The sequence below is a fragment of the Neisseria sp. P0009.S008 genome, assembly GCF_051958615.1.
GTDB lineage: Bacteria > Pseudomonadota > Gammaproteobacteria > Burkholderiales > Neisseriaceae > Neisseria > Neisseria subflava.
In genome coordinates, this window is the sequence record NZ_JBQCVG010000002.1 from 86,869 (window position 1) to 100,795 (window position 13,927).

Sequence of the window (13,927 nt, forward strand, 5' to 3'; positions counted from 1 at the left end):
TCTTTATATTGAGCGGATATGTTGATTTCAGACGGCCTAGGAAGTGGCAGGCCGTTTGAAGTTTTATTTAATGATTGTACAACCAGTTTTCGAGTTTTTGGCGATCGGTAATGTGCAGCAGGGCGGTATTGGCTTCTGCTGCTTGAACTGTGATGCTGGTTTCGCGCAACAGGCCTTGACGGAAGAAATGGATGGTGGTGCGCGTGCCGATAGGCAGTTTGCTCCACTGCGCTGCAAGGTCGTTGCAGGCATATCCGCCTAAGGCGATGATTTTGTCTTGCGGGCAGAGTCCGGCATTTTCTGCGCTGCCGCCATTAAATACATGAGTCAGGATAGCGTGGTCGCCGTTTTGTTTGAAACGTGCGCCCAAATCATTGGCGGGGGCAACCGATTGGGGTTCGCTTGCAAATGCTCCGCCGTGCTGGCGTGGCAGGGGGATGAAGTCGAGTTTGACACCTACGCTTTGCAGACATTCTGCGAGCGGAAGGTCTTCGGTGCTGTATAAGGCCGTCTGAAAGAAGGCTTCTAAATCTAAACCGGTTATTTCTTGGCAACGGGTTTGCCAGTGTTTTTCGGGTATGCCTTGATGGGTGTTGCACCAGTCGCGATAGTGTTGCTGCATCACGCTGTCGAGGGTGTATTTGCCTTGGCTTTTTTCACAGATGATGAGGTCGAGGCAAAGTGCGGCCAGTGCGCCTTTTTGATAGTAGCTGACGATGGCGTTGGGGCTGTTTTCGTCTTGTTTGTAGAACTTGTCCCACGCGCTGAAACTGGATTGGGCAAGTGTTTGTTTCAGACGGCCTTGTGTCTGCTGTACGCGTGTGATGCCTTGTGCAAGCAGGGTAAGGTAGGCTTCGGGGCTGATGGTTTTGCTTCGGGCTAGAAAGAGGTCGTCGTAGTAGGAAGTAATGCCTTCAAATGCCCAAAGTTGCTCGGTGTAGTTTTCTTGGTCGAGATTGTAAGGTGCGAAGACGGCCGGTTTGATGGATTTGACGTTCCATGCGTGGAAGTATTCGTGGGAGAAGAGGCCGAGCAGTTCGGTATAGGCTTTGTCGGCTTCGCCCATATCGTAAGATGGCAGACTGTGGCGGTTGGCGAGTAGGGCGGTGCTGCTGATGTGTTCCAGTCCGCCGTAGAGGTTGTCGCCCAGATGTAGTAGGAAAAGGTATTCGGTAAACGGGGCAGGGGTGGGGAACATCGCCAACTCGGTTTCGCAGATTTTTTGAATATCGGCGAGGAAGCGGGCGCGGTCGAAATCGGGGTAAATACCACTTAATGCAATACGGTGGGGGATGCCTTGTGCTTCAAAGTCGAGGAATTCGATGATGCCTGTTTCAACGGGGTGATCAATAAGCTCGGTATATGAGGCCGTCTGAAAAGTGGTCGCTGAAATTTGGGGCAGGGTTGTGGCTATTTGCCATGTGTGTGGCAGGGTAGAAAATTCGACTTGGTGCGGTTGTTCCTCTTGTCCGTGTACTTTTAAGAAGAGGCATGCGCCATCGAAAAAGCCACGCTCGGTGCTGAGGAACGAGCCGCGAACTGATAAGTCGAATGCGTAGACGGTGTAGTAAATTTCCCACGCTCCGCTGAGGGCCGGGGTTTGCCAATGGTTTTTGCTGGTTTGCGTCAGTGGCTGGGTTTTGCCGTTGCAACGCGCGCTGATGTGTGTGATGTGGCGGGCAAAGTCACGGATGAGGTAGCTGCCGGGAACCCAGTTTGGTAGGCTGATTTCTGTTTCATAATCATTGGGTTGGGTGAATGATAAGGTGATGTGCCATTCATGAGACAGAAAGTTAGGGGTAATTTCGTAATTAATCATAGCTATCGTATAGTTTGCTAAAGTTTATTAAGAATAAGTGTTTTAAAAGGTTGGGTTTAATCTATATCAATAAATCTGTACGAAAAAGGAGGCTTGAAAAAATGCCGTGCCCTATTTATTGAATATGTTTAAATAAATTATTGATTATAAAAGAAATGAGATGATGTCTCGCTAAAGGTTTTATGCAATATGGAATGTAATTTTGCTTGGCATGTTGTGGTGTCTATGTTAAATTTAGAAAAATTTGAGCCTTAGCCGTATTGCGCTTTTCATAAACGTAAGGGTTGGGGCGAGATAAAAATTTTTTATACCCATAATTTATGGAGACTTCCATGGACACACAAACTTATAACTACAAAGTGGTGCGCCAGTTCGCCATCATGACTGTAGTTTGGGGTATTGTGGGCATGTTGGTCGGTGTAATTGTAGCCGCCCAATTATTTGCTCCATCCCTTGATTTATCTGAAATTGGACCTTGGTTCCACTTTGGCCGCCTGCGTCCGCTGCATACCAATGCGGTTATTTTTGCATTTGGTGGTTGCGGTCTGATCGGTACATCATACTACGTTGTTCAACGTACATGTAATACCCGTCTGTTTGGCGGTTGGTTGCCTGCATTTACCTTCTGGGGTTGGCAGGCTGTCATCGTGGCTGCGGCTATCAGCTTGCCTATGGGTTATACCCAAGCTAAAGAATATGCTGAATTGGAATGGCCTATCGACATCCTGATCGCTTTAGTTTGGATTGCTTACGCCATCGTATTCTTCGGTACGATTGCCAAACGTAAAATCAAACACATCTACGTTGCCAACTGGTTCTACGGCGGCTTTATCTTGGCTGTTGCGCTGTTGCACATCGTCAATAATATCAGCATCCCTGCCGGTTTGATGAAATCTTACCCAGTTTACTCTGGTGCGATTGATGCGATGGTTCAATGGTGGTACGGCCATAATGCGGTGGGCTTTTTCCTGACAGCCGGTTTCTTGGGTATGATGTACTACTTCGTACCAAAACAAGCAGGCCGTCCTATTTACTCTTACCGCTTGTCCGTTGTTCACTTCTGGGCTTTGATTTTCACTTATATGTGGGCAGGTTCTCACCACTTGCACTACACCGCATTGCCTGACTGGACTCAATCTTTAGGTATGGTATTGTCTTTGATCCTGTTCGCACCTTCCTGGGGCGGTATGATCAACGGCATCATGACTCTGTCTGGTGCATGGGACAAACTGCGTACCGACCCGATTTTGAAATTCTTGATCGTATCTCTGTCCTTCTACGGTATGTCTACCTTCGAAGGTCCGATGATGTCTATCAAAACTGTTAACGCTCTGAGCCACTACACTGACTGGACTGTTGCACACGTTCACGCCGGTGCATTGGGTTGGGTAGGCTTCGTAACCATCGGTTCCGTTTACTATATGATCCCACGCCTCTTCGGTAAAAACGAAATGTACAGCACCAAATTGGTTGAAGCGCATTTCTGGATTGCAACCATCGGTGTGGTTCTGTATATCGCCGCGATGTGGATTGCCGGTGTGATGCAAGGCCTGATGTGGGGTTCTCTGAATGCTGACGGTACTTTGACTTATTCGTTTGTAGAGTCAGTTAAACGTACCATGCCTTACTACATGATTCGTTTCACCGGCGGCCTGCTGTACCTGAGCGGTATGTGTATCATGGCATACAACGTTTACCGTACAGCCATCAGTGGCAAAGCGGTTGATGCCGAGATTCCCGCGGTGTCTCAAACCCAGCACCACTAAAAACATAAGAAAAGGCTACCAAAATGAAATTACAACAATTAGCTGAAGAAAAAGTCGGCGTCCTGATTGTATTTACCCTGCTTGTAGTCAGCGTAGGTCTGTTGATTGAAGCCGTGCCGCTGTTCTTCTCCAAGGCTGTAACCCAACCTATTGAAGGTGTGAAACCTTATAACGCTTTGCAAGTGGCTGGTCGTGATATTTACGTACGCGAAGGCTGCTATAACTGCCACTCTCAAATGATTCGTCCGTTCCGTGCAGAAACCGAACGTTACGGCCACTACTCCGTTGCCGGTGAGTCTGTTTATGACCATCCGTTCCAATGGGGTTCCAAACGTACCGGTCCGGACTTGGCTCGTGTAGGCGGCCGCTATTCCGACGAATGGCACCGCATCCACTTGCTGAATCCGCGCGACGTTGTGCCAGAGTCCAATATGCCTGCTTTCCCATGGCTTGCCCGCAACAAAGTCGATGCCGAAGCAACAGTGGCACATATGAAAGCCCTGCGTAAAGTCGGTACGCCTTACAGCGATGAAGAAATTGAAAAAGCTCCTGAAGCTTTGGCAAACAAATCAGAGCTGGATGCGGTGATTGCATACCTGCAAGGCTTAGGCTTGGCATTGAAAAACGTAAGGTAACATCATGGACGTGAACTGGGCTCGCTCGCTCTTTACTGTTTGGGTTTTTATCAGTTTCATCTTAGTGCTTTATATTGTTTTTAATCGACGTAATAAAAAGAACTACGATGATGCTGCCAACAGTATTTTTGACAATGATGATAAAGGGTCGTCTGAAAAAGACGGGCGATAACAGTTTAGTCCGTGATCACGGAGCAAAAGAATGAACACAACATCCCAATTTACCAGCAATTTCTGGAATATATACATTGCAGTTATTGTCGTGCTCAGCTTTATCGGCTTGGCATGGCTGCTGCTTTCCCAAAACGTTGTGAAGCGTCCTAAAAAGGGCGAAGAAGTCAAAACGACAGGTCATGAATGGGACGGTATTGAAGAATACAACAACCCGCTGCCGCGTTGGTGGTTTTGGCTGTATGTCTGCACTTGGACCTTCGGTATCGGCTATCTGGTCATGTATCCGGGTGTCGGTGACTTTAAAGGTATCTGGGGCTGGACTAGCCACGGTCAGTATGAAGAAGAGGTTGCCAAAGCCGTACAGAAATACAGCCAAGTGTATGCTAAGTTTGCCAAAATGCCGATTGATCAAGTGGCTAAAAATCCTGAAGCACAAGCTATCGGTCAAAACCTTTTCAATACCTACTGTATCCAATGTCACGGTTCAGATGCCAAAGGCTCTAAAGGCTTTCCAAATCTGACTGACGACGACTGGTTGTGGGGTGGTGAACCTGAAAAAATTCAGGAAACTATTGAAAAAGGCCGTACTGCCGCCATGCCTGCATGGGGTCCTGCTTTGGGTGAAGAAGGCGTGAAAAACGTAACACAGTATGTTATGTCTCTTTCTAAACCTAAAGGTCAATACGACGAAGAACGTGCAGAACGCGGTAAAGCCCTGTTTAGCGGCCCACCTGCCAACTGTTTCACTTGTCACGGCGACAAAGGTCAAGGTATCCAAGGTCTTGGTCCGAACCTGACTGACGATGTATGGTTGTGGGGCGGTACTCAAAAAGCGATTACCGAAACCATTACCAACGGCCGCAGCAGCCAAATGCCTGCTTGGGGTCACTTCCTCGACAAAGACAAGCTGCACATCATGACTGCTTACGTTTGGGGTATGTCTAACAAAGACGGTAAAAAAGCTCCTGCTAAAAAAGCTGAGCCTGCTCAAGCTGCTCCAGCAGCCGAAGCATCAGCCCCTGCAGCTGACAGCGCAGCATCTGCCGCTCCTGCTTCAGATGCTAAAGCTGCTCCGGCTGCTGAAGCCAAACCTGCTGAAAAAGCAGAAGCGGCTCCGGTTAAGGTAGATGGCAAAGCTGTTTTTGAAGCCAACTGTAAAACATGTCATGGCGGTATGATTCCAGGCGCTCCTGTCGTAGGTAAAAAAGAAGACTGGGCTCCTCGAATTAAGCAAGGTAAAGACACTTTGCACAAACATGCTATTGAAGGCTTTAATTCTATGCCGGCTAAAGGCGGTAATGGCAGCCTGAGTGATGATGAAGTTAAAGCAGCTGTAGACTTTATGGCAAACGAGTCTGGCGCGAAATTCTAATTTTGAGTCAGATTGAAAAAAAGCGTACCTAGAAAGGTACGCTTTTTTATATTTGATAAAACCGTATGGAAAAAACATACAAAAGGCCGTCTGAAACATTCAGACGGCCTTTTGTTTTAAACCTAGATTATTCAATTTAAAATAGATGTACTACGGTTCAGGAACTACTCACCGAAAGATTATTCGATGCTGTCGAGTAGTTTTGGGTGATTGTTCCCAATTTCGTATTACTTTCAATTTGTGGTTAAAAAAGGTGTCATGATCTTCTTCTATACGCATCATCATACGCATAGAATCTATACCGTTGTCGGCAAATCTTAGATCAGGCTGGCCGACAAAATTGTTTCTAATGAAGCTTTCTATATTGGCAGTAGCCGCACTTTGATATTGGTATCTAAACCATTACATTCAAATGGGTGACCGACAACCTGCTCCAATTATTGTCAACCAATGTTCCAACATACCAATAGAAAAATGAAAAAGGCCGTCTGAAAATCTGGTTTCAGACGGCCTTTTGCTGTAAAGGGGTAGATTTAAGAGAAACCCAAGCGTTTATCGGGTCGGGTAAATACAAAAATAAACAGAGCAGTTAACGCGCCCAAAGTATCGGCAAGCATGTCTTTTTGCGCGTCCCAAATATCGCCTTGAGAACCCAAGAATTCCAGTCCGGCCTCTCCACCATCGATGACGGCATATTGCCATTCGATGATTTCATAGGCGGCGGCCACACTCATAATGAAGAACAGGGAGAAAAATAAGGCCAACGGCAAATTGCACAGCTTGCGGCGCAGCAGCCATTCAGCCATCGGGTAGGCATAAAAGCCGATGATGTAATGGGCAATACGGTCGTAATGATTGCGGTTTTCGCCCAAAATTGGCTCGACAAAGCGGTTGATGGATTCAAACGGTACATCGGCAAAAGTGTAGTATGCACCGATGGAATGCATGATCAGCCAAAAACTCATGAATAAGTAGGCCAGGTTGCTGAAGCGGAAAATGCGGTAGGTGGCAACCAAAAGGAAGAATACGGATGCTACGGGAACGATTTCGGCGTACCAGACTGCGCGGTCATGGGGATTGATGCCTGACCAAACAATGAGGGCGAAGATAATCGTCGCAAGAAAAATGGGAAAGATTGGAGAGGGTTTGTTCATGTTGTGTGTATGTAGTAATAATGGTTGCGTATTGTATAACGAATCGGCAGGGCTGGTAGTTTTAGACATTCAAGGCCGTCTGAAAAACAGCTTTCAGACGGCCTGAAGTTTAGCCGTTCCAGAAATAACGGGTGATGTGGAAAAACACGGGTGCGGCAAAACAAATCGAATCCACGCGGTCAAGCATGCCGCCGTGGCCGCGTATCATATTGCCCCAGTCTTTGACACCGTAATCGCGTTTGATGGCAGACATAACCAGGCCGCCAAAGAAACCCATCAGGCAGACGATAAAGCCGATAACGGCTGCTTGGCCGTGGGAGAACGGCGTAATCGGCGCCATCAGCGCGGCAATGGCTGTAGCCGACAAAATGCCGCCGACTGTGCCGGAAATGGTTTTAGACGGGGAAAGCGAAGGCATGATTTTTGCACCGCCAATCAGTTTGCCCCAAACGTATTGCAACACATCTGATACTTGCACCACGCCAATCAGGAAGATCAGCAACAGGATATTATTGCTGTTATCGAAGCCGTCCAAATCTAGAAACATCAGCGCCGGAACATGGGACAGACAGAAGATGCAAATCATCGCCATCCATTGCGTTTTGGCGGCGCGTTCCAAAAAGTGCGCGGTTTGGCCGCTGAGGCTGGCAATAATCGGCAGTATCAAAAAGCCGTAAACCGGAATAAAAATGCTGAACATGCCATACCAGCCGTCATAGACGAAATAGTATTGCACCGGCAGCAGCAGGTAAAAGCAGACCACCATGCTGTAATAGTCGCTGCGGCGGCGATAGACGAGGGTCATAAATTCGCGCAGTGCGGCAAATGAAATCAGGAAAAACAGTACAACCGTCCCGATTTTGCCGAACCAAAACGCGCCCAGCAACACCAGCGTCATCAGCCACCATGCGTAAATACGGGCGTTGAGGTTGGCGATGGTGGCATTATCTGCGCCGTTTTTGCGCTTAAGCCATTGTCCGATGATGCTGGCAAAACACAATACGGCAAATACGCCGACAAAAATATAGCTGGCTTGAGGAGTCAGATGAGCGGCAGCTTGTTCGACAATGATTTGTTGGGAAGTCGTAGAAAGGCTCATGCTTGTCCTCCTTTGTTTTGCTGAACTTCAGATTCATTTTGGCGAAGCTCGCTGCGGTCGTTTTCAGACGGCCTGAGTGCCAGTAGCGCCTCACGGCTGCGTGTCAAAAAACTATCTTTGTCTTCGTTTTCCTGCAAGGTAAGCGGTTGTCCGATATGGACTTCACACAAAAGCGGGATAGGCAGGATTTTGCCTTTGGGCAGTACGCGGCTGATGTTGTCTATCCAAATCGGCACAAATTCGGTATTGGGTTTGCTTTTTGCCAGATGATAAATGCCGGACTTGAACGGCAGCAGGATAGTGTTGTCGTCAGTGTTACGCGTACCTTCAGGGAAAATAATCAAAGAGTCGCCTGCGTTTAGCGCGTCTTTCATCTGTTCGGTAATTGCTTGCGGATTATCGCTATGGCGCGGAATCAGCAAGGCGTTGAAAACGTTTTGAATGATGAAGCGTTTGAGTTTGCTTGTCAGCCAGTAATCCGAACCGGCGACAGGGCGCGTGGACAAGCGCCAGCGGCGGGGCAGGGAAATCCACACCAGCACAAAATCGCCATGGCTGCCGTGATTGGCGTAATAGACTTTTTGGTGCTGATTGAATGTCAGCTCGCGCGGGCTTTTGGGGCGCACGCCCGTAAGAAAAGAGACCGACAGGCACAAGGCTTGGTCGGTCAGCCAGGCAAGTTGTTTTTTGAGGAAGTTTTTCATTGTTTCTGCCTTTGGGAGTGAGATACCGCTAAGGATTTGGTTTGGGTAAATCAGCCAAAATAATCAAATGCTTTGGATAAGCAAAATTAAAAATTGTGCAGCGGTCAGGTATAAGCTTTTACGCCATAGGGAAAGTGTGCCGTTTATTCGTTGGGTCAACGTACGGCTGCCTGAAATTTGACGTAAACCGTTTTGTTGTAAGGATTGGTCGAAGTCTTCAGGAGAGTAGCGGTTGTCGGCAAAGTCTTGGAACACGCGACGATCGAAGTGAATACGGATATGGCAGTACAACAAAACTGCTGCCAAGACAAGTTGCACCGCAAACTATGCGCCGCCATATTTTACCGACAAGGCGAGCAGTAAGGCGTTGCAGGCGGCAACATAATGTGCGGTAGAGAGCAGGTGGTCAGTAATACGGCTATCGGTTGCGTTGTCCATCATTATCCTTGTTTTAAACGGTTGGCCGCAGCTTCGACTGCTTGAGCAGTGGCCGGCGATAATACCATTTGCGGCCGAGCCTGTTGGAGTTCGGCCTTCGCTTGCGCCAAGTCTTTGCAGCCACCATAGACCAGCAGCCACGTCAGCACCACTGCGGCACTTCTTCCATAACCTAAAGCGCAACATGCCAGCACTTTGCCGTGTTTTTGGCGTAAGGTTTCCAATATCAAGGCCGTCTGAACCAAATCGTTTTCAGACGGCGTTACCATATCCAGTAAAGGCAGGGCGCGATATTCTCCCTGATAGCTACGGCAGGGATATTCGGCGCATACATCCAATACGGCAGGCAGATGGTTTGAAATCCTCAAAACGCTGCCAATCCATACATCATTGCGGACTTGTGCCGTTTTCGCTTTACCGCGTAACCAATACGCCATGTTTAGCCGTACGCCCACCAGATAAGGCAACAGCAAAACCGTCGCTGCCGTCGATAATTTACCGTTAGCCTGTTTTTGGAATACGTTTGCATTTCCAGTCAAATAGGCAAAGGCCACCATCAGCAAAGACACGCTAATCCATATCAACCACAGCCACGCGCCACCCAGCAGCGCAGGTAAAGCCATTAAACACGCGCCAAGCAAATACAGCAGCGCAATCTTTCTTGAGCGTACATCACTTGAGTCCAGTCTTAACGGCAAAGTCATCTGACGCGGGAAAGCCCACAACACCAGCCAGCCAAGCAATGCTCCGGTCGGCATGTCAATAAAATGATGTTGATAAGTCGTCAGTACCGACAAGGCAATCAGGCTTTGCCATAAGAAAAGTGGCAGGCGGATTTTTGGAAAGCGCGTCCAATAAAATGCACCCACGATAATTGCCAATGCGATATGCAAAGATGGCGCTTGGTTGTACGGCAAATCAAATGCAGCCAATGAATCAAACAGCCAGCCTGACAGCCCATCGGCAGGCGGTTTGGGCCCCCTGAAACGCAGCGGAAACAGCACAAAGCAAACAGTCGCAATCAGTTGGGCGGCTACAAGGTGCGCTACATATCGGTTTTGTTCATGTGTATCACGACAAAGAAAAAATGCCGTGGCATACATCAGGTTCAGCGACCAATAAGGCACAATCGTCCATGCCCAAAACGGAATATTGCTCTCCCATGCAAAAGCGATTTCAGGCACATAGTCCAGCGATGCCGCGTAATGGTTGGAGAGGCCGTAGCTGGTGTAAAACAGGATACCGACTAAGATCAGCTTGAGCAGGGAGGTTTTGAGAGAGGGTTTCATGGATAGGTACATGGTTTAAATAAGGCCGTCTGAAAGTTAAAAAATTGTTCAGACGGCCTTTATTTTTATTTCTTCACTGCCAAGCTCACGGTGAAAATACCGTCTTCGTCTATCCATTGATGGATTTTTTCAAAACCGGCTTTTTCAACCAACTGATCCATTTCCTGCTGACTGCGGCGGCGCATTACCCAGTTTGGGCTGCCTGCTTTGTGGCTGGTCAGGGCGCGGGCAATCATTTCCAGTTGCGGATGCCACGGCTGGCCGGTGTAGATCAGGTAGCCGCCGGTTTCAATAGCTTCGCCGAAACCGTAGAGCGAGTTCAAAATCAAATCGTTGTCGGCAAACAATTCATGTAGGCCGGAGACGATGCCCAGCGTTGGACGTGGCTGTAAATCGTGATAATTGGCGCGGTCGTAGGCATTGACTTCATTGAAGGTTACCGTCTCTTGCAAGCCGCGCTCGGCAATCAGCTTGCGTCCGGCTTCGACATTAATCGGACTGTAATCGCGCAAGCGTACGGAATCAGGCAATGTGTCGGCAGTCAGTGCGTCCAATACATAGCGGCCATGACCAGACGCGATATCCAAAACGTGTACAGGTTTGCCTGCTTCACGCAGTTTGGCTGAGGCCGTCTGAATGGCTTTGCCGATATTGACTTTGCGTTGGCGAATGCCGCGCCAGCCAATGGCGTTGAGATAGTATTTATCCACCCATACACCGAAAGCATTGCTGCCTTGCGGTTGATTGTGGTAGACGTAATCCAGCGTGCTGCCTGAATCAAAACCTGTTTCTTGACCGATTCTCAAGCCTTCACTCCAGCGCGAACCCAGTTTGAGCGAGGCGCGATATGTCGCCCAAAATGCGCCGCGAGGCGTACAAACAGGCAAAGGTGTAGCCAGTTCGTCAGCTTCGCGACGGCTGTCTCCAAATAAGTGTGCTTGAGTCAGATCGACTTGTTGCAAAGGCTGATTGAAACGCTCGCGGATAAAACGGCGCATTTCGATAAACGCGATTTCACGGTTTTGCTCGCCTAAGGTGTCGTGGTAGAAACCGGGCAGGATATGGCGTTCTTTAATATGGCTGCCCAAACGGTTGTAGAAATCGTGTTGCGGTTTGTGATGAACGACCCAATCGCTGCCTGAAATCAACAGTTGTACAGGCGTAGTAATCGCTTGTGCATCGGCAACCACACGTTCAGCCGCTTCATATAAACCCAGCAGGATGCGCACAGAAATAGCGCGGGCAATCAGCGGATCATTGTCGTAGCTTTTTTGACGTTCGACATTGTGGGTCAGATAGTGGGCTTTGACGTAGCTGTTGACAAAGAAATTGCCACGCCATTTTTGCATCATTTTCAAACCGGTACGGGCAAATGGAACATAGAGTTTGACTTTGAACGCAGGCGAAGCCAATACGGCACAACGGATTTTCGGCGCGTAATCGTGCAACCAAGTAGAAACCAATACCGCACCGACACTTTGCGCAATCACGCATATGTTTTCAGGTTTGATGCCGTATTCGTTTTGAATGTGTCGGATAAAATCATCTACGTCTGCAACCGAAGTGCCGATACTCGGACTATCGCCGCGTTCACCGGGGCTGTAACCATGACCACGCGCATCCCAAGCAAAATAGGCAAAATCATCAAAACCTAGCTCATCCGCCACAAACATCATCCGGCCTGAGTGCTCATGCCCGCGATGGAACAGCACAATGGCTTTGTCGGAAGAACCATCGGCAGCAGGGCGATAGCGGTAGAAAAGCGAAGTACCGTCTTGGGTAGAAAAGTATTTTTGCTGTTCGGACATGAGAAACTCCTAATAGTCATGTTTTTTGAACAGTATCATGACATATCGGACGAATGCAATGATGGAGAGAAATGGTAAAAGATGGTTTCAAATTTCACTTAAAACGGATGACAGTGATTGTTAAAAGGTTGGATAGAAGGTGTTTGGATAATCTTACAAACTACTACCGACATATCATCATAAACTCTTTGTTTCGCAATTAATTTACGAAACACAGTCAGACGGGACTTATCGTTATCATATTGTTGCCAAATTTTTTCTCTTATTTCTTCTGAAAGAGCATCACTTAGGCCGTCTGAACAAAGCAGCAGGCTTTCTCCTGCTTTAAGCGTAAGTTCGATATGACACATTTTGTCTTGGAATTCGGAATAATCTGCTGCTAGATAAGAAGAAACGCCGCCATATATGGTGGCGAACTCTTCTTCTTTTTTATCCGACAAACCATCCAGCAATTCGGAGAGTATCGAGTGATCTTGGGTCAGTTGCTTCCATTTTCCTTGTGTATCAATCAAATAGGCGCGGCTGTCGCCTACGCTGATGATTTTGGTTTTGCCGGTGGTTTGGTCGATTTCTGCGGCAACGAAAGTGGTTGATGAACCAAAATAATCCTCTGCCAACTCTTGAGATAAAGCGGCTTGTACATGATTGATGGTTTGACGGCTGAGTTTGGCTGTACGGCTTAATAGGTGCATGGCTGATTTGCTGGCTTTTTCGGGATGATTGCTATTGGAAATGCCGTCGGCTATCCCGATGATAAAGCGTGGACGGGTTTCAAGGCGTGTTTCAGCGGTTTTGAGTTTATATTGAAACACTTGTTCGCCGTTAAAAAGGGCATCTTGGTTGTGTTGTTGGTTGCTGCCGATTTGTTGGCAAAAGGTGATTTCGCAAAATTTGTTCATGATTTGTCCATTTGTTGGGTGAATATTCGCTGCAGGCTTTTCATCGTTTCTAACCTTCAGGATTTACACTTGGGCAATACGTTTGAAATTTGATGACTAAGGATCAAGGCCGTCTGAACAGTTTTCAGACGGCCTTTACTGCGTTTAACCAAGTACTAATTAACTGCTAATTTTGTCATGTTTTAATACATCCATCGAAACCCGAATACACATTTAAAAAGGAAATCAAACATGAAAAAATTCTTATTGACTGCCATCGTTGCTTTGTCTGCTGCTACTGCCGGTGCCAGCGATTACATCGAACACAAAATCTACAGCGACAAAAACTTCGAGCAAAACCGTGCTAAAGCCGTAAAAATGTTGGAACAACGCGGCTATCAAGTTCACGATGTTGAAGCCGATAGCCGTCGAGGTCAGCCTGTATTGGATATTGAGGCTTTTAAAGATGGCCGTGAGTACGACATTGTTTTGTCTTACCCTGATTTGAAAATTATTAAAGAACGCATCGATTATTAATATTTCGATATAAAGTGGATTGTCGCAGGGCTTTTGGTCCTGCGACAGTTTGCTATTTAGGCATTTAAAGAATGTAAACAGCATGTAAATTATCTAAAATAAATGAACTAAATATGCTTTTTATTTTCCATGTAATTCAAAGTGTTTGATGTTGGGAGTCATGATATGAGTTTGAATAATTGGAAGGAAAATGGTCAGCCGAAGCAGATGGGCGACCAAGAAAAACCTTTAAACGACGGCGCAGCTGCCGAATC

Annotated in this window: 12 protein-coding genes and 1 pseudogene; 5 read left to right on the plus strand and 8 right to left on the minus strand. The window is 47.5% G+C overall.

Translation table 11 applies throughout. From position 1 onward, the window contains the following. Nucleotides 1–67: 67 nt before the first annotated feature. Entirely contained in the window at nt 68–1,819 is a 1,752-nt protein-coding gene (locus tag ACTHSQ_RS02265; RefSeq protein ID WP_440371214.1) for a M61 family metallopeptidase, read from the minus strand. Nucleotides 1,820–2,151: 332 nt separating this feature from the next. Here ACTHSQ_RS02265 and ccoN point away from each other — a divergent pair, with 332 nt between their 5' ends. From ccoN to ccoP, 4 genes are read left to right on the plus strand one after another with little or no spacing between them, the layout of a single operon-like run. Beyond that, nucleotides 2,152–3,585: a cytochrome-c oxidase, cbb3-type subunit I gene (gene ccoN, locus ACTHSQ_RS02270; protein ID WP_440371215.1), complete on the plus strand. Its 1,434-nt coding sequence runs from the start codon at nt 2,152–2,154 to the stop codon at nt 3,583–3,585. Nucleotides 3,586–3,608: 23 nt separating this feature from the next. Next, nucleotides 3,609–4,220, plus strand: coding sequence for a cytochrome-c oxidase, cbb3-type subunit II (ccoO, locus tag ACTHSQ_RS02275; protein WP_003680866.1), 612 nt, complete (start codon nt 3,609–3,611; stop codon nt 4,218–4,220). Nucleotides 4,221–4,224: 4 nt separating this feature from the next. After that, the gene (locus tag ACTHSQ_RS02280; protein ID WP_003684417.1) at nt 4,225–4,392 is read left to right on the plus strand and encodes a cbb3-type cytochrome oxidase subunit 3; all 168 of its coding nucleotides are present in this window, start codon (nt 4,225–4,227) and stop codon (nt 4,390–4,392) included. 30 nt (nt 4,393–4,422) lie between these two features. Continuing rightward, the gene (gene ccoP / locus ACTHSQ_RS02285; RefSeq protein ID WP_440371216.1) at nt 4,423–5,766 is read left to right on the plus strand and encodes a cytochrome-c oxidase, cbb3-type subunit III; all 1,344 of its coding nucleotides are present in this window, start codon (nt 4,423–4,425) and stop codon (nt 5,764–5,766) included. Nucleotides 5,767–6,299: 533 nt separating this feature from the next. On the opposite strand, the gene ACTHSQ_RS02290 is transcribed toward ccoP, so the two are convergent. The 7 genes and pseudogenes from ACTHSQ_RS02290 to ACTHSQ_RS02320 form a co-directional block, all read right to left on the minus strand. Continuing rightward, nucleotides 6,300–6,920 (minus strand): DUF2238 domain-containing protein, encoded by a 621-nt coding sequence (locus tag ACTHSQ_RS02290; RefSeq protein ID WP_440371275.1) that lies wholly within the window; start codon nt 6,918–6,920, stop codon nt 6,300–6,302. Between the two features lie 109 nt (nt 6,921–7,029). Beyond that, the gene (locus tag ACTHSQ_RS02295) at nt 7,030–8,019 is read right to left on the minus strand and encodes a phosphatidate cytidylyltransferase (protein ID WP_070584867.1); all 990 of its coding nucleotides are present in this window, start codon (nt 8,017–8,019) and stop codon (nt 7,030–7,032) included. Further along, entirely contained in the window at nt 8,016–8,723 is a 708-nt protein-coding gene (locus tag ACTHSQ_RS02300) for a lysophospholipid acyltransferase family protein (RefSeq protein ID WP_049329007.1), read from the minus strand. The genes ACTHSQ_RS02295 and ACTHSQ_RS02300 overlap by 4 nt, the downstream gene beginning before the upstream one ends. Before the next feature lie 63 nt (nt 8,724–8,786). Next, a pseudogene (locus tag ACTHSQ_RS02305) lies at nt 8,787–9,161 on the minus strand (hypothetical protein). Between the two features lie 2 nt (nt 9,162–9,163). After that, entirely contained in the window at nt 9,164–10,450 is a 1,287-nt protein-coding gene (locus ACTHSQ_RS02310; protein WP_440371217.1) for a phosphatase PAP2/dual specificity phosphatase family protein, read from the minus strand. A gap of 65 nt (nt 10,451–10,515) precedes the next feature. Then, nucleotides 10,516–12,258, minus strand: a complete 1,743-nt coding sequence (locus ACTHSQ_RS02315; protein ID WP_440371218.1) for a bifunctional alpha/beta hydrolase/class I SAM-dependent methyltransferase — start codon at nt 12,256–12,258, stop codon at nt 10,516–10,518. Between the two features lie 98 nt (nt 12,259–12,356). After that, on the minus strand, nt 12,357–13,157 hold the full coding sequence (locus tag ACTHSQ_RS02320; protein WP_440371219.1) for a PP2C family protein-serine/threonine phosphatase: 801 nt from the start codon (nt 13,155–13,157) through the stop codon (nt 12,357–12,359). Nucleotides 13,158–13,388: 231 nt separating this feature from the next. Here ACTHSQ_RS02320 and ACTHSQ_RS02325 point away from each other — a divergent pair, with 231 nt between their 5' ends. Then, nucleotides 13,389–13,673, plus strand: coding sequence for a PepSY domain-containing protein (locus tag ACTHSQ_RS02325; RefSeq protein WP_003684382.1), 285 nt, complete (start codon nt 13,389–13,391; stop codon nt 13,671–13,673). Nucleotides 13,674–13,927: the final 254 nt, after the last annotated feature.

Bases quoted from the DNA above. Each gene is read 5' to 3' on its own strand.
- ACTHSQ_RS02320 (WP_440371219.1), bottom strand. From the start codon at position 13,157: ATGAACAAATTTTGCGAAATCACCTTTTGCCAACAAATCGGCAGCAAC.
- ccoP (WP_440371216.1), top strand. From the start codon at position 4,423: ATGAACACAACATCCCAATTTACCAGCAATTTCTGGAATATATACATT.
- ACTHSQ_RS02280 (WP_003684417.1), top strand. From the start codon at position 4,225: ATGGACGTGAACTGGGCTCGCTCGCTCTTTACTGTTTGGGTTTTTATC.
- ACTHSQ_RS02295 (WP_070584867.1), bottom strand. From the start codon at position 8,019: ATGAGCCTTTCTACGACTTCCCAACAAATCATTGTCGAACAAGCTGCC.
- ACTHSQ_RS02265 (WP_440371214.1), bottom strand. From the start codon at position 1,819: ATGATTAATTACGAAATTACCCCTAACTTTCTGTCTCATGAATGGCAC.
- ACTHSQ_RS02310 (WP_440371217.1), bottom strand. From the start codon at position 10,450: ATGAAACCCTCTCTCAAAACCTCCCTGCTCAAGCTGATCTTAGTCGGT.
- ccoN (WP_440371215.1), top strand. From the start codon at position 2,152: ATGGACACACAAACTTATAACTACAAAGTGGTGCGCCAGTTCGCCATC.
- ACTHSQ_RS02315 (WP_440371218.1), bottom strand. From the start codon at position 12,258: ATGTCCGAACAGCAAAAATACTTTTCTACCCAAGACGGTACTTCGCTT.
- ACTHSQ_RS02325 (WP_003684382.1), top strand. From the start codon at position 13,389: ATGAAAAAATTCTTATTGACTGCCATCGTTGCTTTGTCTGCTGCTACT.
- ACTHSQ_RS02290 (WP_440371275.1), bottom strand. From the start codon at position 6,920: ATGAACAAACCCTCTCCAATCTTTCCCATTTTTCTTGCGACGATTATC.
- ccoO (WP_003680866.1), top strand. From the start codon at position 3,609: ATGAAATTACAACAATTAGCTGAAGAAAAAGTCGGCGTCCTGATTGTA.
- ACTHSQ_RS02300 (WP_049329007.1), bottom strand. From the start codon at position 8,723: ATGAAAAACTTCCTCAAAAAACAACTTGCCTGGCTGACCGACCAAGCC.